The organism is Cupriavidus sp. 05N38 (assembly GCF_056397345.1).
In genome coordinates this window covers 1-25,771 of record NZ_JBFTNF010000026.1, presented here as the reverse complement: position 1 = coordinate 25,771, position 25,771 = coordinate 1, and the positions used below count along the sequence as shown (strand labels likewise).

The window sequence follows — 25,771 nt, the reverse complement described above, 5'->3', positions numbered from 1 at the left end:
TCCAAGAAAATCTAACTGACTGCAGAGAGACTAATCAGCCTCCCGCCTCTGATCAGATCGAGCGCGAGCTCCAACTTTTGCCGAACGTCCCGAGAAAGCTGTCGATGACCATAGGTTTCAACGCTCATCATTCCCAAGGATGTAGCGCCCTCACCATCGCTACCAATGGCGCGCGCATTTCAGCGGCGGTGCTGTTCCCACCACCTGATTGTTAAAACGCAGATCCTGCTGGATCGCGGCGCCGAACATCGACGCCGAGCGCAGGAAGTAGACCCGGCCCTCGCCGGGCTTCAGCGTCGGAATCGACGCCGCCATGTCGGCGTGTTTCACGCCCGAAGCGACCCCGCCAGCAGCGACGACACCGCCAGTCCGGAGATCAGCATGCGCGCAACCCGTTTCATTCCGATTCTCCCAAGTTCAAAGCTACTGCAGTGGATAGCGGGGAATAGTTCTGCTCCCCGGGCAAATAGAAGCCCCCCAGGGTCCTGTCGCGGATGACCAGGTAGGCCTCGTGGACCTTGCGGCCCTCGATTGTGAAAATGGTGCCGACGGGCCGGTAAACGTCGCCCTGCGGCACGCGGCCGGACCGACTTGTCGGCCAGCGTGCGGGAATAGCCGGTGACGGTTGTGGCCATAAGGATCTGGACGCGTCGGGCAGCCTCGCTTGGTTGCGAGACCTCGATGGTCGATGGTGCTATTGAAATCATTTGGGCACAGGCGGAAGGCGCCAGGCAATAGCCCGCGGCGAGCCACCGACGGCGTGAGCGGAGACGGAAGGGGGCTTTGATCATTGGATCCGCTTGAATCTATATTTCGCAAAGTGTCTGGCTGTCCCAGTAGGAATCGCGCCAAGCAGCATATTCATGTGAATCTGCGTAGATTTCTCATAGATGAGATCGCCACGCTCATCGAGGTAGAGCATGGCCACCGAATCAGATGTATTCGGTCCAAATTCGGAACGCCCCCCCTTGCTCGCGCCGCCCCAGGTTATTTTTCCATCAGCCCCAGTACAAACGAAGCGCTTGTTGTCCTCAAAGGAAAACCGCTGTATCGCACTTCGCCCGTTGGGATATGTGAACCTACTTTGGAAGATCCGTTGCCTTACCAGCGATACTTGCCCGTCCTTTGGGTATTGGAAGCGTCCTGTCTCAGACCTAGATGCGTCGTCAATTGCAGACACTTCGTCCGCTTTCGCAAATGGGAATACATTGTCTAAACGCCTGGTCTTTGCCCAACCTTGCGCAGTGGCATCTCCATCCAGAAGTTCGCCCCTCCCGTCATACCGACCGGTCAAATCAGTGCATGCTGCATCAACATAGCGAGACGGGTCGATGTTCTCACCGCCAGCACCGGGGTAGTTCGGCGGCGAGTGGAAGCAACCCGAGCAGGCTATGACCAGAAAGGGGAAGACTAACTTCATTCCACTCATTTGGCATCCTTCGATTGTTGGCTCTGGTTACGGAATACGGACCAATCTATACCGTATTGATTGAGCAATGTCACGCCAGCGAATGGAGCTGCCAATGGAATATCGATATCGGTCTGGATCTCAAACATCATGCGTTGAAAGCTCGTCATCCCTTCCTTTAGATTTCCCAAGCTGTCATACGCAGTCAAACTGCCTAGATAGTCATGAGGGCCGGCAAATGACTCCAGCACCTTGTCCGTGAACGTGCCAGGAGGATAAGGTGACTTAGCAAGGGTACCTGGCAGCCCTTGGAATCCGCCGGTTAGGCCCCCCTCTTTATTGAGAGCTTCAGGCAGAGTCCATTTGTCATTCGTATCCGGGTTGATTCCTGTTCCGGTGAAATCCCAAGCCCCATCCGGTCGCTCGACAACTGTTCCGTATTTTCGCAAGTCGTCAGCGCTAACGCGCGTCCCGGCAATCTTCATGCCGTCGCCGTTAATGCCAGAGCTGGGTCCAGTAGCATTCGAAACCAGTCTTCCATCTTCATCCCTTGTATCGTAGACACCCTTGAATCGCTGGGACGACTCAATCTGGTCCTGCCGCATTGCATCGGCTGCCCAAGCAACAGCAGCCGTCGCAAAGCCCGTCATTGCCCCGGACTTGCAATCGCCGCCCTGCATCGCAGCCGTACCACAACCAGCCACACCAGACGCCAGCAGACGGTCCACGCCGTAGCTGGATCCAAAGTACCCCGCCAGCCCCCCGGTTACCGCTCCCGCGATACCTGCCGTCGCCAGTTGATCGAGCTTGATCGTGCCAGTCACGCCAAGCTGAATGGCCGCACTGGAAGCAATGCTGCCAAGCGCGCCGGCAATGGCAAGGTTGGCCATGCCTCCGGCGGCAAATGCCGAACTCGCCAGAATCCCGCCGGCAGCGGTCGCTTCCGCGATGGATCCCGTCGCAATCAGCGTTGCCATACCCGCCTCGGCTGCAGCGACTTGCGCTGCAGTCAAGGCAGCAGCTGCGGCGCCGGCGGTCACCACGGCAAGCGCCACCGCCGCCACGATCATGACGATCTGGCCAAGCGGCCCGAACCCCTTCTTCTCCTTGATGAACTGCGTATGGATATCGTCGGCGACCGTGCCCTCGGTGTAGTTCAAACCGAGGTTGGCCTTCAACTGATTCACCAGTGCCACGGTCGCGGCCTCGTCGACCGTGCCGTCGGCACCGCGGACCAGGAACGCATCGTTGATCGCACGGATGCTGTCGGCCTCGATGTTCATGTGCATCGCGCTCATGAACCCGCCGGGCTGCACCACCGTGCCGGTGATCACGTTCCAGCCGCCCTGCGCCTTGTAGGCCGAGGTGCCGATGTCCACCACATTGGGGGCAGCGTCGATGCTGCCCGCCTTCACATTGAGCGTGTCGCCCGCCGTGATCACACCGCTGTTGCGCAGCTGGCCGGCGATGTCCAGGGTTACCTCCTGGCCGGCGATCATGCCGCCGGTCGGCTTGGTCAGCGCCTGCGCATAGCCTTCCGGCAGGTACACCTGCGGTACCAGCGCGTTCACCGTCGGGCACGCCGTGCTCGCTACCGTGTTGCAGTTCGGGTCCGGCACCGCCTGCTGCACGTACCAGAGCAGCGGCCTGTCGAGCTCGTTGATCTGCGTCTGCGTCAGCGCCGTGCCCAGCGCGATGTTGTGCGCCTTGGCGTAATCCGCCGCATTCTTGTAGAGGCTCAGCTTCTCCAGGTCCGTCACCGACAGCTGGTTCTGGCTGTCCCAGGCCAGGCCATTGATGAAGCTCGCCTGGCCCGTCTGTTGCAGCGCGGCTTGCTGCAGCTTTTGTCCCTCGGTGTAGGGGTCGTAATAGAAGCTGACATTGCCCGGGCGCAATTCGGCCGGCAGCTGCGCCAGCAGGCTGTCGGGCGTGACGCCGGCCAGCACGGCGGTGGCCGGGCTGTTGTTCAGGTATTGCGCCCGGTCGGTGGTGCCGGTGGGCACGGTGACCGGATTGCCGCCCAGGTTGGCGTTGAAGTGCCAGGCGACGCTTGGGCTGCTGCCGGTGGTGGGCGCCGACGGCGTGGCCACGATGACCGGGTTGAACTGCCAGGGCGTGGTGGGGTTATTGACTGGCGTGGCGACCGGTACCGCGCCGCCCGGCGTCACCACCGGGCCCAGCGAGATGACCTGCTGCGCGCCGGTCGCGGGCGGCGTCGGCTGGGCCGGGCTGGTGTAGCCGTTCACCAGGGCCGCGCCGGTCAGGTCGACCGTGTTGCCCATCAGGTTGCCGGTGTTGAGCACCTGGCCACCGGCCGTCACCGACAGCGTATTGCCTGCCTGAATCCCGGACTCCAGGCTGCCGAGCGTGGCTCGCCCGGCGGTGTCGTGCCAGCGGTCGCCGCCGCTGCGGTCTTCCTGCCAGCGGCCCACCCAGTCGGCGTTCAGCGGGAGGCTGGTGTTGTCGATCGCGCCGGCCATGCCGACCGTCACGTTGCGCCCGCCGGTGATGAGCGCGCCCTTGTTGGTCAAGGTCGTGCCGGACAGCTGGACGTCGCGCGCGGCCGAGATGACGCCGGCCGGGCCCGCGGCGCTATCCTCGTCGGCCGCGCACTGGCTGTTGCCATAAGTCCCGGCGGGATTGCAGCCGCCGGCGTAGGGCGGATTCTGGCCGCCGTAGCTCTTGTGCAGCCGCACCGGATCCATGGTGGCGTTGACCAGCGTCGGCGCGGTAATCGAGACATCGCCCGCCAATGACTGGATGGCGCCAGCCCGGTTGGTCACGCTGTTGGTCGCGTGCAGGCTGACATCGCCCTGCGCGGCGAGCGTGGCGTTCAGATTCTGGATGTTGGCGGCGCTCACCGTGAGCGTCTGGCCGGCCGCCACGGTGCTGGGCGTCTGCTGCCAGGCCAGGGTATCGACGCGGGGATTGCTGTCGTCCGGGCAATCCGGCGCGCCGGCCACGCAGCCCGGCGTGGTGGTGATCTTGCTGTCGTGGAGGCCCTGGTTGGTAAAGGTGCCTGGCGTCTTGATGGCGATCTTGCCCGCTGCCGCCAGGTCGCCGGCGTTGGTCAGGTCGCCGGTGCCGGTGAGGCTCAGGTTGCCCCCGGCGGTGATCTGGCCGGCCTTGCCGAGCTGGTGGCTGACGGTGGATTGGTTGGGCGCGATCGCTGTCGCCCCGGTAGCAGTCTGGCCCAGCGCGACAGGCGACCACGGTGGCGGCGCGGTGCAGGAGTCGCAGGCGCTCATGCTCGGGGGCGTGCCATAAACCAACGGTCCCGCCCCGTAGACGCCGCCATTGTCCCTTGTCAGTGCCGTGAGCTGCGCCATGAAGGCCGAAAGCTCGCCCTGATTCACCGAATACCCTTCGCTGTTGATCAGCGTGGCAGATCGGCTGTTGTCCAGGCTGCCGACATTGAGCGTGACATCCCTGCCCGCCGAGATCACACCGCCCTTGTTGGAAAGCGAAGCTGTAGTGATGTCGAGGTTCCCGCGACCGATGATCTGGCCAGCAGTGCCGTCGACTTGCCGTACGACCGTATGGTCGACGGTGGGGATGCCGCCGATATTGCGGATGTGGTCGGGAATCAGGAGGAAAGGTGGCACGCTATTCCTGCCCAGGGTGCCCGGGATCAGGTGCCACAGCGCCTGTGCAAGTTGCTGGTCCCCGTTCGAGGGTATGACTTCCGCGCCCAGGACCAACAGCACGGTGCCGTCGGGATTGCGCGTGACGTCGGCCAGCGTGATATTGGTGCGTGCACCTGGTACATAGGCGGAGCAACTGTCGCAAGACCCCCCTGGTAGCCAGGGAGAATAGCTGCCGATGATGGTCGAATTGAGCAGGCTGTCGTTGACCACCTTGGTGGTGGAACTACCTGCATCGACCGGGGCGGTGCGGTCATTGATGACCGAGCCGGCGGCGATGTGCAGGTTGCCGTTGGCGCCGATCACGCTGCCGATGTTATTGAGCGTGCCGGAGAGATCGACCTTGATGTCGCCGCCCGCCTGGGTGGTGCCGCCGCGGTTGTCGTAGTCGCCGCCGGTGACGGTCAGATTGCCCAGTGCCTCGGCGGTGCCGCTGTTGGCAACGTTACCGGCCAGTGCCAGATCGCCATTCGCGTGCACGGTGCCGGAGTTGGTCAGCGTGCCGGCGGACAGCGACAGATTGCCGCCGCCTACGATCTGCCCGGAATTGGTGAGCGTGCCGCCGGTAGCCAGGGCCAGGTCGCCGGCCTTCTGGATCGTGCCGGAATTCGTGATGCCCTGGCTGGCGCCGAGCACCACGCTGCCGCCCGGCACGTTCCACATGCCGGTGTTGTTGACGGCCTGCGCGACGAGGGTCAGGGTGGCGTTGGCGTTCAGCGTGCCGGTGGTGGCCGCCGACGGGTCGAACACCTGGTTCGGCGTATTGACCGTGAGGTTGTTGCCCGCCAGGATCTGGCCTGCCGCGTTGTTGAAGCTCCCGTTGCCACCTGTGACGGACAGCGTCAGGTCGCCTACCGTGGGCGCCCAACCCGCAAGGTCACCAGCGAAGAGGGTCCCGCCCTGGTTGCTGGCGAGCGCGCCCGTGGTCACGGTCAGGGCCTCGGTGCCAGCGATCAGGCCCTGGGCATTGTCCAGGGAATTCGCCGCCGTCACGTTGGCGGTCTGGCCGCCGACGGTGCCGCGGTTGACCAGATCGGCGGCATTTACGCTGACCTGGTTGCCGGCGAGCGTCCCGGTATTGGTCACGGTGCCGCCGTTGACGGTGAGCTGCCGCGCGGCAAGCGTCGCACCGCTGTTGGCAATCGACTGGCCGCCCAGCGTGACGTTGGTGGCCGTGGTGTCACCGGTCAGGGCGAGGCCGCGGGTGGCGACCGCATCGAGCGTGCCGTTGACGGCGTTGGCCTGGGTCGCCGTCGAGCCAAGCTGAATGTCGGTGCCGCGCAAGGTGGCATTGCCGCCCACCCATGTGAGCTGGCCGGCATGCATTCTCTGCCCCGCCGTGGCCGACAGATTGCCGCCAGTCAGGACGCTGCCACCCAGCGTGACGTTCTGCCCGGCGTTCACAATGGCGTTGCCCACGCTGGAGAGGGCGCCGCTCACGGCGGCCGAGCCAGCGGCTGCCTGGACCGTGGTGTTGCCGCCGCTGGCCAGGCTGCCGGCCACGTTTGCGTTCTGCCCCGCCGAGATGGCCGCGTCGCCATCGCTGGTCAGCGCGCCGTTGATCGCGGCGCTGCCGGCGGCGGCGGTAATGGTGGTCTTGCCCGCGCTCTGGGCCTGGCCACCCACCGTGACGTTCTGCGCGGCGGCAAGGGTCAGGTCCGCATTGCTGCCGATCTGGCCGCTGGTGGTAATGCTTCCGCTCCGGGCAGTCACGTTCACGGGGCCGGTGGCGAGCACCTGGCCACCGAGATTGGCATCGGTGCCCGCGCTCACGGCAAGCGTGCCGGGCGACACGACATTACCGGTGGTGGTGACGCTGCCGGTGACGCCGGCGAGCGACACGTTGCCGCCGGTGCTGCCCGCCATGCCGTTGATGGCGAGATTGCGCCGGGTCGACAGGTCCAGGTCGGCAGCCGACACGGCGCTGCCATCAATGGTGGTGTCGCGCGCGGCGTTGAATCGGATCGTGCCCGGCGAGGCGACATCGCCGCCCAGGTGAATGTCGCCGCGGCCGTCGTTGCCAGTGGCCGAGATGGCGATCTGCGCGCCGCTCACCGCCCCACCTACGTCCACGCTGCCGCCAGCGGCCAGGTTCACTGCGTTCTGCGCCTGGACGCCACCGGCGCCGTTGATCGAACCGCCTGCGGAAACCGTTACGGCCTTGCCCGCGCTCAGCGTGCCGCCCAGGGTCGCGTCCTGCGCGGCGCTGACGGTGTATCCGGCCTCGCTCTGGCCATTGCCCGACGCCATGACGGAACCGGCGGCATTGAGCGCCCCCGCCTGCTTGGCGTAGGTGTTGCCGACCTTCAGGTTACCAGCGGCATCGAGCGTCAGATTGCTGGCCGACGCGGCGAGATTGCCGTCGGCGCGCACGCCGAGGCCGGCGGCGGTGCTGACGATGCGGATCTGTCCGGCGGTCATGGCGCCGAACGCGGTGGCGTCGATCGCCAGGCCGTTGGCGGCGGTGGTGTTGCTGGCCGCGTTGTTGGCGCCAGTGGCCGTGGTGGCAAAGCCGCCGTCTGAGGGCGTCACCGAGGGCGTGACCATCTGGCGCCCGGCCACCAGGTTGATCTGGTTGCCTGCGTAGAGCGCCGCATCGACGCCGATCGATTCGGCGATCAGGTTGATATCGCCGACCGTGCCCTCGATACCGACACCGTTCGGATTACCCGGCGACGGGTTGGCGATCTGCACCCGCCCGCCCTGCACGAGGAAGCCAGCGGCAGTGGCGGCATCGAAGCTGGTGGATGTCCCCGCGGCCGACAGGAATTGCGGCACGCCGGTGGTGAGCGTCACCTGGGTGGTGTTGGTGAAGCTCGCGCCGTTGGTATAGACCCCGCCGGGTGCAGCGACCACGACCCCGGCCGGGGCGCCGAACACCTCGATGGTGCCGTTGATCCGGGCGGGCGTCTGGCTGGTGACCTGGTTGATGATCAGGGCCGCCGGGCCAGAGGTGACGAGACTGGCGTTGGCGCCGACCTGGCCACCGAGGAAGGTGCCACCGCCGGTGGTGCTGTTATTGAGGATCAGGCCGATCGGGTCGACCACGAAGGATCGGTACTGGTTGAGCGAGATGCCGGCTGCGTTGGGCGTGGTGATGCCCACCACGGGCACGCCGCCCTCCGGCGCACCCGGGCCGATGGTGGTGGTGATCGACGGGGTGAAACGTACCGGCGCGTTCGGGTCGGTGATCGGCGCTGCATGGGCTGCCGCGGAACCGAAGCTGACCGTCACCGGCAGGTGCGCGACCGCCCAGCGCAACAGGCTTTGCCGCACGGCACCAGACTGTGCCGCAAGACTGGCCGGATCGGCGGCGCCCGCCGCCAGCGCCCCTGCCGCCTGCCTGGCCTGCTGCAAGGACACCTGCAGCGGCGCGAGCCACGTCGTGATGGCAACCACTCCCGCGAGCGCACGCACCCACACGCTGCGACGACCACGCTCCGCCATGGAGATGCCGGGCGATGGATCGGGTTGTGCGTTGTCCTGAGGCAGAGACACTCGTTTCTCGCGGTACATGATGCTTCCTGACGATGCTTTGGACTTGTTGCGTCGGAGGGCGGCAGCTAGCCGCCGACGGGCTTTGCGCGCCGCCTTACTGCGTGATCCTGGCTTTGCCTAGCAGTTGCGTGACCAGCGCGGTCGTCGCCCGCTGGAGCTCCTGCGCCTGCAACGCTTGCTGGATACCGGGCTTGACGGCGTCATAGGCCGGCACCTGGGTCGCGCGCACTTCGTCGACCTTGACGAGGAAGCGGCGGTTGTTCCAGGCAATGGGGGTGGCGTTCACCGCGCCAGCCGGCAGGGTGGACAGCGCCTGCGCGAGCGGCAAGGGCAGGTTCTGGGTCTGGCCTTCCTGCGCCGGCACCTTGAAGCTGAGCCAGTCCATCGCACCACCGCTGGCCCTGGACGGTGCGAGGCTGACTTGCTGCGCCACCTTGACGAAGTCCTCGCCGGCCTTGATGCGCGCGAGCGTCGTGGCGGCGGCGGCATCGTCGGCCACCTCGATCAGGCGCCCCTTGTATTCCTTGTCGCCCAGGCTTGCCACGATGGCGTTGTAGCGGGCGCGCACCTGTTCCTCGGTGACCGCCGCCGGCTTGATATGGTCCTTGAGCCAGGCCTGGGCGAGGATGGTGTTCTTCGCCTCGCGCAGGGCCTGCTGCACATCGGGCCGGGCTTCAAGCCCCTTGTCCCTGGCCGCTTCCTGGCGGAACAGCTCATGCGCGATCAGCTGCTGCTTGATGGCGTTGCGCGTCGCGTCGTTATCGGGGAGCCGCGCCTGCTGAATGGCACGGGTGATCTGCTCGTCGGGGATTGCCACGCCATTCACCGAAGCGGCAAAGGCAGACTGCAGGCTAAAGGCCAATGCGGTGATGGCGGCCAGGCGGAGAATCTGGGATTGCATATTCATTTCCTTGGAGATCGGGTATCGGTTAGGCGAATTCACATCGCACTCAGTAGGTCCAGTTGAGGGTGGCCAGCAGGACCGGTGCCTTTGCGCCCAGATAACCGGGCTGCGCCAGCGGCACGCCGACCAGAAGTTCACTGGTGACCGTTTGCCTGGCCCACTGGGCGGAGAGACGAATGCCCGCGCCGGTACCGGCCACCGATTGCCAGCGGTGGGTCGCCACAGCCTGGGTCTGGCCGCCGTCGAGAAACAGGTAGGGCTCCATGCGGAAGCCGGCCGGCGCTGGCGCGTTGGCCCACACCAGCTCATTGCGCAGGTAGGCGCCGCGGTCGCCGGCGATGGCGCCTTCGCGGAAGCCGCGCACGGTGCTGATGCCGCCCGCGTAGATCTGCTCGGAGCCGAACAGGGCCACGTTGGCCCACTGCCCGACGAGCTGCGCGCGCCACGCGAGCCGTGCCGTGTCGAAGGCCCGCGGCAAGGGCAGTTGCAGGCTCGCATTGGCATCGAGCTTGGTGAACTGCACATGCGCCTCGTCCGGGCGGATATCGGCGGGGTCCCGGGTTGCATTGACAAGTCGCAATCCGCGCGAGACGCCAAGCTCGGCGGTGGCATAGCCCGGCTGGTCGCTGGCGGCAAAGCGCCGCAAGCCGCTCCAGGCCGCGCGCAGCACGGTGAGCCGCTGGGGATCCAGTTCCAGGTTGTTGATCTCGCGCTCGCTCTTGCGATGCGTGAGCGTCAGGTCGAAGGCTTGCCGCCCGCTCCTGTCGCGGGTAAGAACCCGGTTCCAGCCCAGCGTGTGGCCGAAGGTGCGGCCGTACAGCAGCGCGGTATCGCCAATGGCGGTCTGGTACTCGGACACCGAGCCGGTGTAGCTGACGGTGTTGTAGCCGAACGGAACCGCCGCCGAGAGCACGGCCGCATTGGTATCGCGCGTGCCGACATAGCTCGCGGAGACCGCTTCCTGGAAACCCAGCGCGTTGTCGGCATCGATGCCCAGCCGGGTGCGCGAGATGCCCGTGGTGCGGCTGCCATAGTTGTCGACGCCGGCACTGAAGCGGAAACGGTCGCCGGGCTGGTTGGCCAGCGCCACCACCGAACTGCCCGGCGTCTGGCCGGGCAGTATCTGGAGCTCGGCCCGGTTGCGGCGCAGGCGGTTGATCTGGTCGACCCCTTGCTCCAGGTCCTGCAGGCGCAGGGGGTCGCCCGGCGCGGGGAATTGCCAGCCAGTGCCGGCGTCCGCCAGCAGCCCGCCGCCCACGGTATCGAACCAGCCACCATCGCCCGGGCGGATGGCGCGCCCGTTGAGGCGGATCGACTCGACCGTGCCCGGCACGACGGTGACCTTGAGCACGCCGGTCGCGAGATTCTGCTCGCCCAGATAGGCGCGCGTGGTGATGTAGCCCCGGGCGACGAAGGCTTCGGTGAAGCGCCGCAGCAACAGGTTGATGCGGTTGGCCCCCAATGGCTTGCCGATGAACGGCGCCGTGATGGCGCCGATCTCGGCATCGGACAGCACGGTATTGCCGGTCACCTCGATACGCTGGATCTCGAAGGTGGCGGACGTCTCCGGCACGGCGTCGATAGGCGCATCGGGCGGCAATACCTGCTGGCTCTGGATTTGCGCGGGCGGCTGGGTTGCCTCGCGCTCCAGATCACGCTGACGCTGCTCGCGCAACAGGCGCTGCGCCGGATCTTCCGGCGTGAGCTGAGACAGCGATGGCAGCGATGGCGGCACCTGGGCCAGCGCCGGACCGGCTGACAGGATGGACACGGCCATTACGGACAGCCGGGATCGCGGAGCGCACCGCATCATTGCCACAACCAGGAAGCGAGACCAAGATGGTTCTCGACGGTGACGGGCGTGCGCTGGCGCGGGCGCGTCACCGTGGTGGTGCCCGCAATGGCAACGTCGCCATCGAAACTGCCCCCATCCGTCATGGTGTCGCCGCTAATGCGGGTCCGGCCAGCCGCCATCCAGCTCCCGCCGATGTCGGTCGCATAAAGCCTGGCCCAGGTGTCGCCAAAGAAGGCCTTGAACCCGCGGTCGCGCGCGACCGCGGTGTAGCCGGTGACACCGCCGGCATAGGTGAGCGGCGCGTTGACCGTCAGGTCGCCCAGCGCCAGCACGCGCCCGCCCACGTTCGCGGCCAGCTTGCCCGCCTGGACGTCGATATTGCCGCCGGCGGACAGCAGGCCGCCCGTCACGGTGGTGGTCGATGACGCCGAGGTGCGGCAGACAATCAGGCAGCTGCGGGCGTAATGCGCGGCGCCGCCGGTGACCCCTTCGGTGCGGAACGTGTCGGCCGCGCGCACCGTGATGGCGCCGTTGTTGGCGTAGATTTCCCCGCCGGTGTTGATGACGTTGCGCCCGCTGAGCGTGGTGCCCTTGTCCGAGAGCAGGTAGGCAATCTGCCCGGGCCGGTCCACCTGGCCATAATCCAGGTCGAAGCTCGTGCTGGTCTTGGTCAGCACCAGCCAGCGGCGGCCGTTGCTGGTCTGGTAGCTCGGCTGTTCGCCATTGGCACCGCCCTGCTTGGTGATCTCGTTGTGGATATCGCCGCCGGCCGACACGGCGAGATAGCCGTTCGAGAGCATGCGGCCGTAGCGATTGAGGACATCGCCCCCGGCCCGGACGGTCACGTCGTCGCCGGCACCGAAGACGATCCCCAGATACTGCGGCGTCGAGGTATTGAACACGCTGCCACCGGCCAGCACGGTAACGGCGCCGGCAGACAGCATCTCCCCGGCGATGCGCGCCTGGCCCTGGATCAGCGCGCCCTGGTTGGTCAGCGCGCCATCGGACTGCAGCAGCACGCCACCGTTGGCGGCGACCAGCGTCGATTGCGTGGCGGCCGAGTCAAGCAAGACGGAGCCTGCATGGAGCCGCACGTCGGTGGCGGCAAGCACGCTGCTGTCTTGCTGGATGTAGCTGCCGGTGGCATCGATCGCCACGGCGGCGCCGGCGGCGCGTATGGCGGCATCGCGCAGCTTGAGATCGCGCGCCTGGATGCCGGTGCCGGCCACGCCGTCGAGGTCGGTACCGGACAGCGTTGCCGTGTCTGCCTGGATGGTCAGCGAGCCGTTGCGCGAGGTCAGCGCCGTGCGCTGGTTGCCCTGCGCGGTCTGGAATTGCGGCGTGGCAATGACGAAGTTGCCCTGCGCCGTAGCCTGCGTGCCGGTAAGCGCGATGCCCGCGCCGTTGTCGAGCAGCCCGATGCCGCCGGTGGCGCTCAGCACCGAGTCGGTCAGCCTGACCGCCTGACTGTGTGCCTGGCTTGCCGTGCCGATCACCAGATCTCCCGTTGCGCGGGTCCCGGCTGCCAGCGTGGCGCCGCTCAGGTCAATGCGATCGGCGGTGACCTGGAGATGCCGGCCGGCATCTACATCGCCTGTGCCGGTGAAGCCGCCGCTGGCGATCAGCACGTCTTGCAGGGCCTGGATCCTGCCGGAGGCGAGTTGCAGATCGCCAGTCCCGGAGACCACGAAATCGCCAGCGGTGGCATAGGCGTTGCCGGCGTGCCGTACGCCGGCACCCTGATCGGTCACGAGCATCTCGATGCGGCCCGAAGCCAGGCTACCGGCACCGGTGATGTCAACCGCAATGCCGTGGCCGGGAATGCCACCCGGCGCCGTGTACCGGATCCAGTCAGTCTGATTGTCGGTGGCCGAAAGGCTCGTATCGACCTCCGCCTCGCTGGTTCCCGCAACCAACCGCAGGTTTGCCCTAGGGTCGCTGTAGCGGTTTTCGATCCTGCCGCCAATGCGAATCTGCCTGGCAATCAGTTCGAGCTGAAGCAGTTCACCGGACAGTCCTTCCGGGCCGATCTCGAGCAAGCCCTGGCTCGTCTTGATGGTGATGTTCTTTTGCCCGGTGGCATGATTGGGCGTCGTCAGGTCGACCTGCCCGGTGGTCAACGCCAGCTTGCCGATGTTCTGCACCGTCATGCCGTTCACGGTGATCCCGTTGGGATTGGCCAGAATGACATTGGCGCGAGGCCCCAGCACACTCAACGGCCCTTCGAGCAGCGAGGGATTGGTGCTGGTGACCTGGTTCAGGATGGTGCGGGCGCGCACCGCGTTGTTATCCAGATCAACGCCGGCGCGCGGGACATTGAAGTCCCGGTACGTGTTGGAGGAAACGCCGCCGACCGCATTGGCAATGCCAACGGTGATACGGCCATTGGCCCCGATCGTAGCCGTGGTGGCGGTGCCGCCGTCGGGCACCACGCCCGCTGCGAGGCTCGTGCCCGCGAGCAGCAGCGCGCCCCAGGCCAGCGTGGTGAGCAGGGTCGCGCGCTGGCCCTTGAACGACTTGAACGACTTCAGGGACTTGAGGGAAAAGCGCGCATCCGCGCTCACGCACACGATGCGCCAATGCGACAACCCGGTGGTCGCCTCGCGGCCCAGCCAGGCTTCCACCGTGCCTTCGCCCTCCAGGGCGTAGAAGCGGTGGGCGGGAGACAGCAGGGATTGCAGCAAGGCGAAATGCTTCAAGACGGCTCCGGGTAGCATGAGCGAGCGCCTTGCGCTGGTGCTGGCAAGCCGGCTCGRCTTGCAGTGGAGCGCATGGCGATGCGAGGCCTAGACGCTACCGGAGGGAAATAGGCGTGGTTTCGGGGAAATTTCCCAATGTGTTGGTGGATCGGGCTGAAACTGCAGAGTTTCGGGGGGAGGTGGGCGTGAGCAGGGCAAGCCCCGCTACATGGCGCGGAAAGAGGACGACTATCGCTTGCACCGGCGTTACCGGAAGCAGCCCCACCAAGCCATCCCCGGCACCCTCAACCCTCGCACTCGACGGACCTCGGCGCACGCAAAATTGTCAATAGGCGATTTTTATTGAAGTCTCTCTGCATTTGGTCGTGACGGCAAAGTACCGGTTTCTGATCGATGAGTGTCTATGGCCAAATCTCGTTCAGGACGCGGCTCAAAGAGGTCACTGGGACACAACCTGTGTTCGCGATCGCGGCTTAAGTGGGATGAAGGACCATGACTTGATCCGGTACGCAGTCGATCACGACTATGCGCTCGTCACTCATAACGCCGCGGACTTTCGCGGGCCGCTCGGTGGACCACCCGGCGGCCACCACGCGCGGCAGCCCCTGCATGCGGGACTGGTGTGCCTGAATTCCGGCGCAAGCCAGGTCTGTTGTTGAAGGTCAGGCGTTGGAGCCCAGCTCTTCAGTAGCCAGCGCGCTGGCTTCCTCTGGCGTGCGCGAGAGGAAGCCAAATACCGCGACAGCCGACAGGACGGTGATGACCGTCAGCACGTGCAGCAGCATGCGGAAGGCGTCTCCGTAACCGGCGACCAGCAGTTGGTGGCTGACTTGCGGCAGCGCCTCGGCGGCGTGCGCCAGGTCTCCGGTAGCGAGCCGTTGTGCCGCTTCGCCGACCTTCCCGGCAGTTGATCCGGCTTCTGCCAGCACCGCGCTCAGGCTGACCTGTGCAATGGCAGCCAGGACAGCGCTGACCGTGGCGAGAGCGATCCCCTCACCCGCCACGCGCGTCGTATTGAAGATGCCCGTTGCCATCCCCGCGCGTTCCTTGGGTACCACGCTCACTGCGAGACCATCCATCAGGCCCCAAGGCATGCCAGCGCCGATACCAATCAAAAGCATCGGCCCCACCACGGCAAAACCGGCAGCGCCGACGTCGATCTGGCTGAACCAGTGGAGGCCAACTGCGGCGATGAGGAACCCAATGCCCGAGAGCACGCCGGCGGAGACCCAGCGAGTCAGCGTGGCGACCAGCACGGGGACAACCAACATCGGTGCCGACAGTGCAATCATGAGGATGCCTGCATCAATTTCGCTCATGCCTTCGATGCCGATGAACCGCAGCGGCAGCATCACCACGAGCACGATGTAGCTGTAGCACGTGCCGATGGGGAGCATCTGCACACCAACAAAGCGCGGAATGCGGAACAGTCTCAGGTCGAGCATCGGGCGCGCCGAGCAAGATTCGACATAGATGAAAATGGCCAGCGTCAGTGCCGCGGCAGCGAGCGAACCCGCGACAAGCGCGCTGGACCAACCACTTTCGGGTGCCTGGATGACGGCGAACGTGAACAGGACCAGTGTGGCGGTGAACGAGATGGTACCGGGCCAATCGAGACCCTGCGCGTTGGGGTCGCGGGTCTCACGCATGCGCGGCACGCCGAACAGCATGGCAGCTGCGCCAACCAGGGCCGTCGACAGGAACACGGAGCGCCAACCGAACGCATCGATGAGCACGCCGCCCAGGAGCGGGCCGAAGGCGAGGCCGATGCCGAAGCTCGTGCCCAGCATGCTGAATGCACGGGTGCGCGCGTGGCCGTCGAACTCCTGCGCCAGTGCTGCGGTACCGCCGGACAGTGCCGCAGCGGCCGCAATCCCCTGGACGGCACGCAGGATATCGAGCCACGCGACCGACGGCGCGGCAGCGAGTGCCAGCGACGTGAGCACGAAGAAGCCGATGCCGATGGCGAACAAACGCTTGCGGCCATAGACGTCGGCCAGCGCCCCGGCCGCCATCAGCAGGCTGCCGAAGCTGAGCATGAAGGCGTTGGTGATCCAGGTCAGCGAGACCGCACTGCCGCCGAGCTCGCGGCCGATGGCGGGCGTGGAGACTGCACCGCCGGTGAAGCTTAGTGGCAGCACGATTGCGGCCATGCAGACCGCTAGCAGGATGAGAGGTTTGCCGCGCTCGGAAGCGTGACTGTCAGTTGAGGAATCTGGCGATTTCATTGGTGACTTTGATAATGGATTGGATGCCGTCAATGGCATCGAGATGCTCGAATCTGGGTGCGATCCGCCAACGGCGGTTGGGCGCGGAATCCAACGATGCGTGTTTGGCGGGAGGGAGATTGCGCGCGCCGCTCGCCGCAGCGATTTGCCGCATGCCGGCGGCGCAGGAAGGCGGAAATGTAGCGCTTGACCCCTCCTGGATAAAGGCTTCGAATGGCGATTCACCGTATCCAGAATCGAAACAATCGCGGACTTCTGAATCAGCGCTTCACGACGCTGGCTTCCTTCGGCTCGTCTGCCTTGGCGATATCCCCAACCGAAGCATCACCCCAACCGCCACCAAGCGCGCGGATCAGGTTCACCGTGGCCGCGGCCTGCACGCTCTGCAATTGCACCGCTGCCCGCTTCGTCTGCAGCGCGGTGCGCTCAGCGTCAATGACATCGAGAAAGTTGATGGCACCCTCGGTGTACTGCATGCGCGAAATATCCGCGGCTCGCGTAGCCGACTGCACCGCTTCGGCCTGGGTCTGCTTCTGCCCTTCCAGGATGCGCAGGTCCGACAAACCATCTTCCACCTCGCGGAATGCGGTCAGCACCTGTTGACGGTACTTCGCCACGTCTTCCTCGTAGGCGGCGCGCGCATTGGCCAGGTTGGCGGTACGGCGACCACCATCAAACAGCGGGATGTTCAGCGACGTGCCAGCCAGCGGCCCGAGCAGGAACGCGCGGCTGCTCCACTTGAACAGGTCGCCCAGCGTGGCCGACTCGAATCCGCCCACGCCCGTGATGGTGAGCGACGGGAAGAATGCCGCCTTTGCAATGCCGATCCGCGAGTTCGCGGAAGCCATTGCGCGCTCGGCGGCGGCGATGTCCGGACGACGCTCGATCAGCGACGACGGCAGGCCTGCCGGGATTCGCAGGTTGACGGCTTCGATGGGCGCCGCGGGCATCGAGAACTCGGCAGGCGTCTTGCCGAGCAAGACGGCCAGGCTATGTTCGGACGCCGCACGCAGACGCTGCACCGACATCGCATCGGAGCGTGCCGTGGCGAGTTCCGCCTTGGCGCGCGCGACGTCGAGTTCGCCGATGTCGCCTTCGTCGAACCGGCGTTGCACCAGTTTGAGCGCCTGTTCACGCAGGCTCACCGTGTTGGCGAACACCTCAGCCTCGGCATCGAGACCGCGCAGCGTGAAGTAGTTCTGCGCCACGTCGGCCTGCAACGCGAGCTGCACCGAGCGGAACAGCGCTTCGCTCTGCTGCATGTCCGCCTTGGCTGCGTCCACCGACGATGCCACGCGGCCGAACAGGTCGACTTCGTACGAGGCGCTGGCCTGCGCGCGCCACAACGTCTGCTGCGGGACCGTGGTGCCGTCAGGCTGGCGCAGCGAGGCACCAGACACCTGCTGGCGTGTCGGGCCGAAGCCCGCGTCGAGCGTGGGGAACAGGCCTGCACGTGCAGCCTGGTTCAGGGCCCTCGCCTCCTTCAGCCGCGCGGCGGCGGCAGCCAGGTTCTGATTCGCCTCGAGCGCCTGCTGTTCCAGCGCATTGAGCTTGTCGTCGCCGAAGATGGTCCACCATTCGCCGCGCGAGAGTTCCTCGGACGGCCTGGCGGTCTGCCAGGTGCCGGCTTCCGCCGGCTTCAGCGTGGTCTGCGTCCAGTCAGCCGGCGCCTCCTTGAAGCTGGTGCCGGCGCCGTCAGGCACAGCAGGCTTGTTGTAGGTCGGTGCCAGCGAGCAGCCGGCCAGAACGAGCAGGGACGCCAGCAACATCGAGCCCTTGCTCAGCCATTGGGTCATGGATGCGTTCATGATGATCTCCTTGGTTTCCCTGTTCATTGCGCCGAAGCGGACTTGACGACGTGCAGCGGGTGCCCAGCGTGCAGCGGTTCGGCATGCGTGTGGTGCTTGTCAACGATCGGCTTGCTACCAGCCATCTTGCGCAGCGCCACGTAGAACACCGGCGTCAGCAGCAGGCCGAACAACGTCACGCCCAGCATCCCGAAGAACACCGCGATGCCCATCGCACGACGCATTTCCGAGCCGGCGCCGGTCGACATCACCAGGGGAATCACGCCCATGATGAAAGCGAACGAGGTCATCAGGATCGGGCGCAGGCGCAGCCGGCTCGCCTCGATGGCGGCCTGCATGATGGTGCGGCCCTGCATTTCCAGCTCGCGAGCGAACTCCACGATCAGGATGGCATTCTTCGCGGATAGCCCCACCAGCACCATCAGGCCAATCTGCGTGAAGATGTTGTTGTCGCCGTTGGTCAGCCACACACCGAGCAGCGCCGACAGGATACTCATCGGCACGATCAGGATGATGGCCAGCGGCAGCGTCAGGCTTTCGTACATCGCGGCCAGCACCAGGAACACCAGTAGTACGCTGATGGGGAACACCCACATGGCGGCGTTACCGGCCAGGATTTGCTGATACGTCAGGTCGGTCCACTCCATCTTGATGCCGCGCGGCAGCGTTTCGGCAGCAATGCGCTCGATAGCGGCCTTAGCCTGGCCCGACGAGTAACCGGGCGCCGGGCCACCGTTGATGTCTGCTGCGGTGAAGCCGTTGTAGCGCACCACCATTTCCGGACCATAGGTCGGCGTGACCTTCACCAGCGACGACAGCGGCACCATTTCACCGGCGGCGTTGCGCGTCTTGAGTTGCAGGATGTCGGCGGCGGTGGCGCGGAACTGCTGGTCAGCCTGGGCACGCACCTGGTACACGCGACCGAATTTGTTGAAGTCGTTCACGTACAGCGAACCGAGGTAAATCTGCATGGTATCGAACACGTCGGTCACCGGCACGCCGAGCTGCTTGGCCTTCACGCGGTCCAGGTCGACGTCGAGTTGCGGCACGTTGATCTGGTAGCTCGTGAACATCGGGCCCAGTTCCGGTGCCTTGGAGGCAGCCTTGATGAATGCCTGCGTCGCCTCGTTGAGCGCTTCGTAGCCAAGTGCGCCACGGTCTTCGAGCTGGAGCTTGAAACCACCCAGCGTACCCAGGCCCGACACCGGTGGCGGCGGGAACGTGGCGATCTGCGCGCCCTTGATCTGGGCAAACTTGGCGTTCAGCGCGGCAGCAATCTCCGCAGCCGATTCACCAGGGCCGCGCTCCTTCGACGGCTTGAGCACCGGGAACACCAGGCCGCTGCTCGACGAGTTGGTGAGGCCATTCACCGACAATCCCGGGAACATCGGGGCATGCACCACGCCCGGTTGCTTCAGCACGATTTCACCCATCTGGCGCACCACGTCTTCGGTGCGGTCCAGCGAAGCACCGGCCGGCAGTTGCGCGATGCTGACCAGGTAGTCCTTGTCCTGCGCCGGCACGAAGCCGCCCGGCACGATCTTGCCCATCAACAGGGCCAGCGCCAGCAGCAGGCCGTAAAGGACGAACATGATGAGCTTGCGCTGGATCACGCCGCCCACGCCCTTGCCGTAAGATTCCGAGCCGCGCTGGAACACCTTGTTGAAGCCGTTGAAGAACGGGCCGAGGATGCGGTCCATCACACGGGTCAGACGGTCCTTCGATGCGTGGTGGTCCTTGAGCAGCAGCGCAGCCAGGGCCGGCGACAACGTCAGCGAGTTGAATGCCGAGATGACCGTCGAGATGGCGATCGTCATGGCGAACTGCTGGTAGAACTGGCCGGTCAGGCCCGACATCGAAGCCAGCGGCACGAACACGGCTACCAGCGTCAGGGCGATGGCGATAATCGGCCCGCTCACCTCCTGCATGGCCTTGTACGTAGCCGCACGAGGCGACAAACCTGCCGAGATATTGCGCTCGACGTTTTCCACGACCACGATGGCGTCATCGACCACGATACCAATGGCAAGCACCATACCGAATAGCGACAATGCGTTGATGGTGTAGCCGAACGCATGCATCAGCGTGAACGTGCCGACGATGGAGACGGGCACGGCCAGCAGGGGAATCAACGAAGCACGCCAGGTCTGCAGGAAGATGATGACCACCAGCACCACCAGCGCGATGGCTTCGAACAGGGTGTGAACCACCGCGTCGATACTTTCCTGCACGAAGCGCGTCGGATCGTAGACGATTTCGGCCTTCACGCCGTCGGGCATGTCCTTCTGCAGTTCGGCCACGATGGCGCGCACGTCATCCGAGATCTGCAGCGAGTTCGCACCCGGCTGCTGGAAGATGACGATTTGTACCGCATCCTTGTTATCGAGCATCGCACGCAGTGCGTACTCCGATGACGACAGTTCGATGCGTGCTACGTCCGACAGGCGCACCACGCCACCCTCAGGCGTGGTCTTGAGGATGATGCCGCGGAACTGCTCTTCCGTTTTAAGTCGACCTTGTGCGTTCACGCTCAGCTGCATCGGCACGTTGGCGGCCATCGGCGATGCACCGATGATGCCGGCCGCCACCTGCACGTTCTGTTCGCGAATCGCCTTGACCACTTCGGTGGCCGTCATGTTCTGGCGAGCCACCTTCTGCGGATCGAGCCAGACGCGCATCGAGTAGTCACCGGCGCCCCACAGCGCGACCTCACCGACGCCGGGCACACGGGCGAGCCGGTCCTTGACGTTGATGAGCGCGTAATTGCGCAGGTAGGTCAGGTCGTATTTGCCATTCGGCGAGACAACGTTCACGCCCATGGTCAACGTCGGTGACGACTTGACCGTGGTTACGCCCAGGCGTTGGACGTCTTCAGGAAGACGCGGCATCGCCTGGTTGACGCGGTTCTGCACGAGCTGTGCAGCCTTGTCCGGATCGGTGCCGAGCTTGAACGTGACCGTGGTGGTCATGTTGCCGTCGCTGTTGGCCTGCGACTGCATGTACAGCATGTCCTCGACGCCGTTGATTTTCTCTTCGAGCGGCGAGGCGACGGTTTCCGCGATGACCTTCGGATTGGCGCCTGGATACTGCGCACGCACCACCACCGAAGGCGGCGCCACTTCCGGGTATTCGGCCGTGGGCAGCTTGAAGAGCGAGATCACGCCGCCAAGCAGGATAATCACCGACAGCACGCCCGCGAAGATGGGCCGGTCGATGAAGAACTTAGAAATGTTCATGATGTGACTCCGTTGCCCCGTATCAGGCTGCCGACTTGGTGTTACCTGCGCTCACCATGTCGACGCTGCGCGCCTTGACGGTGTCGTTCGGGCGCACGCGCTGGATGCCGTTGACGACGATGCGCTCACCCGGCTTCAGACCGGTTGCCACGATGCGCAAGCCTTCATGGAGCGCGCCCAGGGTGATTTCGCGGTATTGCACGCGGTTGCCTGCGTCGACCACGAGGACATACTTCTTGGCCTGGTCCGTACCGATGGCGGCGTCGTCAACCATGACCACGGGTTGCGTCTGGCCACCGCCGACCTTGACGCGGGCGTAGAGGCCCGGCACCAGCGCGCCGTCAGCGTTGTCGATACGAGCGCGAACGCGGATGGTGCCGGACGTGGTGTCGAGATGGTTGTCGACCGAGACGATCACGCCCTTGCGCGAGTAGCCCGCTTCGTCGGCGAGGCCCAGTTCAACCGGCATCGGCGAATTGGCACCGCGACGCAGCGTGCGCAGGTAGGTCTGTTCGTCTGCGTCGAACGAGGCGTAGATCGGCGACACCGACACCAGCGTGGTGAGCAGCGGCGCACCGGCGCCGACCGATACGATGTTGCCAACCGTCAGTTCGGCGCGCGACACGCGGCCTGCTACCGGCGCCACGACGTCGGTGTACGAGAGCGTCACCCTGGCTGCCTCGAGCGCGGCACGCGCGGCCTTGAGGCTTGCCGATGCTTCGCGCGCGGCATTGTGCTTCTCGTCGAAGTCCCGGCGGGCGATGGCGTTGCTTTCGATCAGGCGGTCGGCACGGGCTGCATCGCTGGAGGTGTAGCTGGCGCGTGCCTCGGCAGCAGCCAGTTGCGCGGCAGCACGGTCGACTTCAGCTTGATAGGGGCGCGGGTCGATGGTGAAGAGCGAGTCGCCCTTCTTGACGAGCTGGCCGTCCTTGAACTGGACCGCCACGATCTTGCCAGGCACCAGCGGACGAATCTCGACCTTGTCGATGGCTTCCAGCCGGCCCGAGTAGTCTTGCCATTCCACGATGGATTGGCTCACCACGGTGGCGGCGTCCACATCGATGGCTGGCGCGGCGGGTGCAGGGGAGGCGGCCGTAGCGCTCGCCACCGAGCCGTCGCTGCCATGGGTGAGCGCCAGGCCCGCCACACCCACGACAAACAGCATCCCAACTGCCATCGTGAGTTTCTTGCGATTGGTAGTCATGATTCAGATTCCTTTTCCGTCTTAAAGTCGTTTCAAAGCAAATCGGGTGCTTCGGTCCAGGAGCTCCATCCATTCGCTACGTCGCGCGGGTGTGGCTCTAGCTTGGAAACCAGTATTACTCTCGCGCACGCATCGATAAAGATGCGTTTCTTGGTCACTTTGTGTCCTCTATGGATACAATCTGGATGAAGGGGAGCCCAGGCGCGTCTTGTGTATGGCGACACGGGTGAACACCTGCATTGCCTGAAGCTGTGCGGCGGCCAGTGCGACGCACACGTGTTTCTAATGTGGGAACTACAGTGCCGCGCAGACGCTTAAGGCGACGTTCCGTTTGATTTCTGGCGGAGCGCCTTGGCGAGGTCGGCGATGTATTCATCCCTCAACCCGCAGTCGAACAGCGCGCGATCCAGCTTGTGGACGTACTCGGCGTTGGACCCAAACGATCCCTTGGCGACGGCGACGATGGACGCGACGCTTTCCACGCTTGCGTCCCGCTCGTACTGGATGCCGGTGGTATTGGCGACGAACACAATGCCGGTCACCCGGGAGCCATCGGCCAGCGCCAACGAGGCCCAGGTGGGCACGTAAGAGCCCGCGATCATTTCGCGCACCCACAGGACTTGAAGGTCTTCCTCGAGATGAACCGAGGTCAGCCGGAGCGCAACCCCTTGCGTGGTGCCTCCTTGCTCGAGTGCCAGCATTCTTCCGGGCACGTCCGACGACGCGCGACCAGCCACCATCCGCAGACAGAAGCTGCGGCGCCAACCGTGGAGAGTCGCCACGTCGCGCCTGTCGAAAGTGAGCAATGGGTTCCACATCAGGGACCCATAGGCGAAGACCCAGATGTCCTCGCCGGGAGGCCTGGCGCGCATCGTTGCCGCGAGCGAGGCGTCAATCTGGGCGCGGGTCCAGACTAGGGCTTTGGGGAGGGCTAAGGTCCCCAGCCAGGCTCCTGAATGAATTGATTCTCTCGTGTACATGCTCTCTCGCTTGGCCGCAGTCGGCCTAGGGGGATCGCGAATCGGTCTGCTGATGCCGCGGGTATGGCAGCATTGTTGGTGTCGGAAGTCACTTGATAAACATGCTAATCTGGGACTCTTTGTCTCCGGCTAGGACACAATGTCTGATCGCTTAGATGCTTCCGTTTCAGATATCGAGGCTTTCGTCGCCGTCGCCCGAAGCAGCAGCTTCACGCGCGCGGCCGAGGGATTGGGAACAAGCAAGTCAAACGTCGGCAAGTCGGTTCAGCGACTCGAAGCGGCACTCGGCACTCGCCTGTTTCAGCGCACTACGCGCGCGGTTCGGCTCACCGAAGACGGTGAAACGTATCTGATCGCGTCGGAGACTGCGCTTGAAGGACTGCGTGAGGCTGGCCAGGCATTGGCGGCCCGGCGCGCCGAGCCCATGGGCAAGGTGCGGCTCGATCTGCCTGCCGGCTTCGGGCGCCTTCTGTTTCCTGCGCTTGCCGAACTCCGCGTGAAATACCCTCGCCTGAGCTATGAGCTCGCGCTCACCGACCGCATGTCCGACGCAGTCTCCGAAGGCTGGGATATCGTCGTGCGTATCGGAGCCCTGCCGAACGATGGCGAAATGACTGTCCGGAAGCTGTGCGATTTGCGCCTGGGGCTCTACGCCGCGCCCGCCTATCTGAAGCAACGCGCCGAAATTCGCTCGCCGGCAGACCTGCCTGGCCACGACGCCATCGTGTTCCGAGGGCCCACTGGCCGGCTGCGGCCTTGGAAGGTGGCCGACGGTCCGCATATCAAAGAGCTGTCGCTCAATCCCGTGCTGGCGCTGGCCGATGGTCACGCTCTGGTGGAAGCCGCCGTGCAAGGTTTCGGCATCGCGCAAATCCATGACCGCGTCGCGCAGCCGCATGTCGACGCGGGCCGATTGACCCACATCCTTCCTGGCTCTGACGTGCCCGGGCCTCCTGTACACGCCATGATTCCGCTGGGCCTGAAAATGCCGGCCAAGACACGCGCCGTACTGAACCAAATCGTGGCGGCTTTGCAGCGGACAGACTAGCGTCGTCGAGCTGCTGCCCGGAGGATGCAGTGGCCGCTCCTGCTTTGTATTGTCTCCAACGTGGAGACACAGCGCATCATTTTGACCTGTTTATCCTGATCCGGGCGATCACTACAGTTGGGTCTGTTGGCGCGACGGACCCGGTGGTTCGAAGCGCAACGCTAACGAAACCCACTGGACCGAATCATGAAACTCTACATCGCCCAAGCCACTTGCTCCCTCGCAGTCCAACTGATTGCCAATGAGCTGGGTCTGAACCCGGAACTGATTCACTACGATGTGTTCGGCAAGAGCACGTCGAACGGCGACAACTTCGCAGAGGTCAACCCTCTCGGGTATGTGCCGGTCCTCGCCCTCGACAACGACCAGGAAGACCTGCTGACCGAAACGACCATCATCACGTCGTACCTTGCGGACCAACATCCGGAAGCAGGCCTGATCCCTGCGCATGGCACGCTCGAGCGCGTGAAGCTGGATCAACTGCTCACGTTCATCGCAACGGAAATTGCGCAGAAGCACATCCCGCTGATGCGCAAGCTGCAGACGGAAGAGGGTGCGGAGTGGACTCGCAACAAGCTCGTCGTCGCATACACCACGCTGGATGAGCGTCTCGCCGATGGCCGCGCTTATCTGACCGGCGAGCAATTCACGGTGGCCGACGCGTATGTCTGGGCCACGATGTGGCACGAGCGCTCCGGCGCGCAGATTGGCCATCTGAAGAACCTCATGGCTTATATCGCACGCATCAACGCGCGTCCTTCGGCGATCAAGGCAATCAAGGACGAGACCGACATGGTCAACATCCATGAAGCCGAAAAGGCGCTCTGAGTGAAACGCTGAAGCAAGACGGGGCCGCATCCGGCCTCTAGCGTCCAACCGCTCCCCGGAAGTCGCTCATCTCCGTACGCAGGCGACCCGGTAACCGACGCGGTCATGGACGAGGTCACCGCCCGGCAGGGCCGTCACCGGTCGAAACGATGGTGAGCCTCTAACTGCCCTGCACAAAAAACCGGCAGGCCCGCCCCGATCAGCAAGACAACCCAACTATTGCCCCTGCCTATGGATCGAATAACAAACCAGTCTTAGACCTTATAGCTGTCAGCGTCCATTCTTCCTCCATCGAATCCCGATCCACACCAGATCAACCGACGGAGCAAGAACATGCAAGACATCATCGACGGCGTACTGAAGTTCCAGCGCGACGCCTTCCCCCAGCGCTCGGACCTCTTCAAGCGCCTGGCCACCAGCCAGAGCCCCAGCACCCTGTTCATCGCCTGCTCGGATAGCCGGGTGGTGCCGGAGCTGCTCACGCAGCGCGA

At 64.8% G+C, this 25,771-nt stretch carries 15 protein-coding genes and 1 pseudogene; 4 read left to right on the top strand and 12 right to left on the bottom strand.

Features of this window, described 5'->3' with window-relative positions; genetic code table 11:
• Positions 1–159: 159 nt before the first annotated feature.
• The 6 genes from AC1DK4_RS19370 to AC1DK4_RS19345 form a co-directional block, all read right to left on the bottom strand.
• The gene (locus AC1DK4_RS19370; protein WP_441649976.1) at positions 160–330 is read right to left on the bottom strand and encodes a hypothetical protein; all 171 of its coding nucleotides are present in this window, start codon (positions 328–330) and stop codon (positions 160–162) included.
• A gap of 457 nt (positions 331–787) precedes the next feature.
• The gene (locus AC1DK4_RS19365; RefSeq protein ID WP_441649975.1) at positions 788–1,429 is read right to left on the bottom strand and encodes a hypothetical protein; all 642 of its coding nucleotides are present in this window, start codon (positions 1,427–1,429) and stop codon (positions 788–790) included.
• On the bottom strand, positions 1,426–8,499 hold the full coding sequence (locus AC1DK4_RS19360; RefSeq protein WP_441650006.1) for a beta strand repeat-containing protein: 7,074 nt from the start codon (positions 8,497–8,499) through the stop codon (positions 1,426–1,428). Before AC1DK4_RS19360 ends, AC1DK4_RS19365 begins: the two co-directional genes overlap by 4 nt.
• 145 nt (positions 8,500–8,644) lie before the next feature.
• Positions 8,645–9,451, bottom strand: coding sequence for a peptidyl-prolyl cis-trans isomerase (locus AC1DK4_RS19355; protein WP_441649974.1), 807 nt, complete (start codon positions 9,449–9,451; stop codon positions 8,645–8,647).
• 49 nt (positions 9,452–9,500) lie between these two features.
• Positions 9,501–11,231 (bottom strand): ShlB/FhaC/HecB family hemolysin secretion/activation protein, encoded by a 1,731-nt coding sequence (locus AC1DK4_RS19350; protein ID WP_441649973.1) that lies wholly within the window; start codon positions 11,229–11,231, stop codon positions 9,501–9,503.
• Between the two features lie 32 nt (positions 11,232–11,263).
• Complete coding sequence (locus AC1DK4_RS19345) at positions 11,264–13,948, bottom strand: two-partner secretion domain-containing protein (RefSeq protein ID WP_441649972.1); 2,685 nt, start codon at positions 13,946–13,948, stop codon at positions 11,264–11,266.
• A gap of 365 nt (positions 13,949–14,313) precedes the next feature.
• Here AC1DK4_RS19345 and AC1DK4_RS19340 point away from each other — a divergent pair, with 365 nt between their 5' ends.
• Positions 14,314–14,607: a DUF5615 family PIN-like protein gene (locus tag AC1DK4_RS19340; protein WP_441649971.1), complete on the top strand. Its 294-nt coding sequence runs from the start codon at positions 14,314–14,316 to the stop codon at positions 14,605–14,607.
• Positions 14,608–14,610: 3 nt separating this feature from the next.
• On the opposite strand, the gene AC1DK4_RS19335 is transcribed toward AC1DK4_RS19340, so the two are convergent.
• From AC1DK4_RS19335 to AC1DK4_RS19310, 6 genes are all read right to left on the bottom strand, one after another.
• A complete protein-coding gene (locus tag AC1DK4_RS19335) occupies positions 14,611–16,176 on the bottom strand; it encodes an MFS transporter (RefSeq protein ID WP_441649970.1) in 1,566 nt (521 codons plus the stop codon).
• Entirely contained in the window at positions 16,151–16,330 is a 180-nt protein-coding gene (locus tag AC1DK4_RS19330; protein WP_441649969.1) for a hypothetical protein, read from the bottom strand. The genes AC1DK4_RS19335 and AC1DK4_RS19330 overlap by 26 nt, the downstream gene beginning before the upstream one ends.
• 106 nt (positions 16,331–16,436) lie before the next feature.
• A complete protein-coding gene (locus tag AC1DK4_RS19325) occupies positions 16,437–17,984 on the bottom strand; it encodes an efflux transporter outer membrane subunit (RefSeq protein WP_477116327.1) in 1,548 nt (515 codons plus the stop codon).
• Between the two features lie 23 nt (positions 17,985–18,007).
• Positions 18,008–21,220, bottom strand: a complete 3,213-nt coding sequence (locus AC1DK4_RS19320) for an efflux RND transporter permease subunit (RefSeq protein ID WP_477131709.1) — start codon at positions 21,218–21,220, stop codon at positions 18,008–18,010.
• 22 nt (positions 21,221–21,242) lie between these two features.
• Positions 21,243–22,424, bottom strand: a complete 1,182-nt coding sequence (locus AC1DK4_RS19315; RefSeq protein ID WP_477116325.1) for an efflux RND transporter periplasmic adaptor subunit — start codon at positions 22,422–22,424, stop codon at positions 21,243–21,245.
• A gap of 314 nt (positions 22,425–22,738) precedes the next feature.
• Positions 22,739–23,404 carry a gamma-glutamylcyclotransferase gene (locus tag AC1DK4_RS19310; protein WP_477116324.1) on the bottom strand — a complete coding sequence of 222 codons (666 nt, stop codon included), beginning with the start codon at positions 23,402–23,404 and terminating at the stop codon, positions 22,739–22,741.
• Positions 23,405–23,543: 139 nt separating this feature from the next.
• Here AC1DK4_RS19310 and AC1DK4_RS19305 point away from each other — a divergent pair, with 139 nt between their 5' ends.
• The 3 genes and pseudogenes from AC1DK4_RS19305 to AC1DK4_RS19295 all read left to right on the top strand — a co-directional run.
• Positions 23,544–24,452 carry a LysR family transcriptional regulator gene (locus AC1DK4_RS19305; RefSeq protein ID WP_477116323.1) on the top strand — a complete coding sequence of 303 codons (909 nt, stop codon included), beginning with the start codon at positions 23,544–23,546 and terminating at the stop codon, positions 24,450–24,452.
• A 186-nt stretch (positions 24,453–24,638) separates the two neighbouring features.
• Positions 24,639–25,280 carry a glutathione S-transferase N-terminal domain-containing protein gene (locus AC1DK4_RS19300; protein ID WP_441620171.1) on the top strand — a complete coding sequence of 214 codons (642 nt, stop codon included), beginning with the start codon at positions 24,639–24,641 and terminating at the stop codon, positions 25,278–25,280.
• 333 nt (positions 25,281–25,613) lie between these two features.
• Positions 25,614–25,771 (top strand): annotated as a pseudogene (locus AC1DK4_RS19295) (carbonic anhydrase); the annotation flags it as partial.

Excerpts from the sequence above, each read along its gene's own strand:
- AC1DK4_RS19365 (WP_441649975.1), bottom strand. The coding sequence starts at position 1,429 with ATGAGTGGAATGAAGTTAGTCTTCCCCTTTCTGGTCATAGCCTGCTCG.
- AC1DK4_RS19315 (WP_477116325.1), bottom strand. The coding sequence starts at position 22,424 with ATGACTACCAATCGCAAGAAACTCACGATGGCAGTTGGGATGCTGTTT.
- AC1DK4_RS19305 (WP_477116323.1), top strand. The coding sequence starts at position 23,544 with ATGTCTGATCGCTTAGATGCTTCCGTTTCAGATATCGAGGCTTTCGTC.
- AC1DK4_RS19350 (WP_441649973.1), bottom strand. The coding sequence starts at position 11,231 with ATGGCCGTGTCCATCCTGTCAGCCGGTCCGGCGCTGGCCCAGGTGCCG.
- AC1DK4_RS19325 (WP_477116327.1), bottom strand. The coding sequence starts at position 17,984 with ATGAACGCATCCATGACCCAATGGCTGAGCAAGGGCTCGATGTTGCTG.
- AC1DK4_RS19355 (WP_441649974.1), bottom strand. The coding sequence starts at position 9,451 with ATGCAATCCCAGATTCTCCGCCTGGCCGCCATCACCGCATTGGCCTTT.
- AC1DK4_RS19335 (WP_441649970.1), bottom strand. The coding sequence starts at position 16,176 with ATGAAATCGCCAGATTCCTCAACTGACAGTCACGCTTCCGAGCGCGGC.
- AC1DK4_RS19320 (WP_477131709.1), bottom strand. The coding sequence starts at position 21,220 with ATGAACATTTCTAAGTTCTTCATCGACCGGCCCATCTTCGCGGGCGTG.
- AC1DK4_RS19330 (WP_441649969.1), bottom strand. The coding sequence starts at position 16,330 with ATGCGGCAAATCGCTGCGGCGAGCGGCGCGCGCAATCTCCCTCCCGCC.
- AC1DK4_RS19310 (WP_477116324.1), bottom strand. The coding sequence starts at position 23,404 with ATGTACACGAGAGAATCAATTCATTCAGGAGCCTGGCTGGGGACCTTA.
- AC1DK4_RS19360 (WP_441650006.1), bottom strand. The coding sequence starts at position 8,499 with ATGGCGGAGCGTGGTCGTCGCAGCGTGTGGGTGCGTGCGCTCGCGGGA.
- AC1DK4_RS19300 (WP_441620171.1), top strand. The coding sequence starts at position 24,639 with ATGAAACTCTACATCGCCCAAGCCACTTGCTCCCTCGCAGTCCAACTG.